Origin of the sequence: Pseudomonas fluvialis (assembly GCF_002234375.1) — a bacterium.
Classification (GTDB): domain Bacteria; phylum Pseudomonadota; class Gammaproteobacteria; order Pseudomonadales; family Pseudomonadaceae; genus Aquipseudomonas; species Aquipseudomonas fluvialis.
Window position 1 is genome coordinate 1 of record NZ_NMQV01000037.1, and the last position, 1,850, is coordinate 1,850.

General features: G+C 65.0%; 1 protein-coding gene. It reads left to right on the top strand.

Going from position 1 to position 1,850, the window contains the following annotated elements:
* Positions 1–187: 187 nt before the first annotated feature.
* Positions 188–1,734, top strand: a protein-coding gene (locus CFY91_RS14820; RefSeq protein WP_229727209.1) for an IS3 family transposase whose coding sequence is annotated in 2 segments (ribosomal slippage) — positions 188–674 and positions 674–1,734 — 1,548 coding nt in all. Because the reading frame shifts where the segments join, the coding sequence is not laid out codon by codon here.
* Positions 1,735–1,850 lie beyond the last annotated feature (116 nt).

A 1,850-nucleotide genomic window follows, 5' to 3' on the forward strand; every position in this document is an offset into this window, starting at 1 on the left:
TGCGCTCGGGTGCTTCGCGGGGATGAACGGGGCGCTAACCGGCCTGGGATGGCTGGCGGCGAATCCAGCCATGCAGGGTTTGCGCTGCGCAGCCGATTTTCGGCGCAATGGCCTCCCGCCGCGTCAGGATAGTTGTCGTGTGAGTTGATTCGATGAGTCTTGGTCGGTGGGCGGAAGTGAGAGCCGTGTGGCGCGTTATTCGATAGAGCATCGGGAGTGGGTGGTGCGGCAGATGATGCCGCCCTTGAACCGGACGGTGCCGGAGCTGGTGGAAGCGACAGGCATTACTGATGCCACCCTGTATGCTTGGCGCAAACAGGCCAGAGCAGCGGGAGCAGTGGTGCCGGGAGATGGACAGCAGGCCGACCAGTGGTCGAGCCAGGACAAGTTTCGGGTGGTGCTGGAAAGCGCCAGCCTCAATGCGGCTGAGCTGGCGGAGTACTGCCGGCGCAAAGGCCTGTATGTCGAGCAGATCAACGCCTGGCGCGAAGCCTGCGAGCAGGCCAACAGCCTGGCTCAGCCGAGCAAGACCCGGCGCGAACGCGAAGAGGAAAAGGCCGCGAAGAAGCGCATCAAGCAGCTGGAGCGTGAACTACGGCGCAAGGATGCGGCGCTGGCAGAAACCGCGGCTCTGCTGGTGTTGCGAAAAAAAGCCGAGGCGCTCTGGGGGAAGGACGAGGACGAATGATCAGCGCCCCGGATCGCCGTGAAACGCTGCAGTTGATCGAGGACGCCGTGGCGGCGGGAGCGCGGCGGGCGCAGGCCTGCGCCGAACTGGGCCTGTCGCTGCGCAGCCTGCAGCGCTGGCAGCACTGCCCGGAGGATCGGCGTCCTTCGGCACAGCGAGCTGAGCCGGCCAACAAGCTGACCCCGCAAGAGCGCCGCCGCGTGCTGGAGGTTGCCAATCAGCCCGAGCTTGCCAGCCTGCCGCCGCAGCAGATCGTGGCGCGGCTGGCCGATCAGGGCACCTGGCTGGCCTCGGAGTCGACCTTTTACCGGTTGCTGAAGGACGCCGAACAGCAGCATCCGCGCGGCCGTAGCCGCCCACCGGTGAAACGAGCGCTGACGACCCATGTGGCCGACGGCCCGAACCAGCTGTGGTGCTGGGACATCACCTGGCTGCCGACCACGGTCAAGGGCCGTTACTTCTACTGGTACATGATCAAGGACGTCTACAGCCGGAAGCTGGTGGCCAACGAGGTGCATGAAAGTGAAAGCGCCGAGCAGGCCGCCCAGCTGCTACGCCTGGCCTGCCTACGTGAACAGCGAGCAGGCCAGCCGCTGGTACTGCACTCGGACAACGGCAGCGCGATGAAGGGCTCGACCATGCTGGCGGCCATGCAGAACCTGGGTGTGATGCCCTCGTTCAGCCGCCCGCGGGTGAGCAATGACAACGCCTATGCCGAGGCCTTGTTCCGCACGGCGAAGTACTGCCCGCTGTGGCCGGAGCGGCCCTTCGACACGCTGGAGCAGGCCAGGAACTGGGTGAACAGCTTCGTGGCCTGGTACAACCATGAACATCGCCACAGCGCCCTGAAGTTCGTGACCCCGGCGCAGCGACATACTGGCCAGGCGGAAGAGTTGCTGCGCAAGCGTATCGAGCTGTACGAGGCGGCGCGTGCACGGCACCCGGAGCGCTGGAGCGGCAACATTAGGAACTGGGTGCTGGCACCAATCGTGTGCCTGAACCCGGAGCGGGAAGCGGTACTGCAGCAAACATCAAAGGCAGCGTGACACGCTCACGCGACAACTACCTTGAAAATCGCCGGCCTCAATGGCCGCCCACTCGGAGGGGTAGTCGTTCAGGTGTTCCAGAACCATGCGCACAGCACGTTCACGGACTTCGGGGG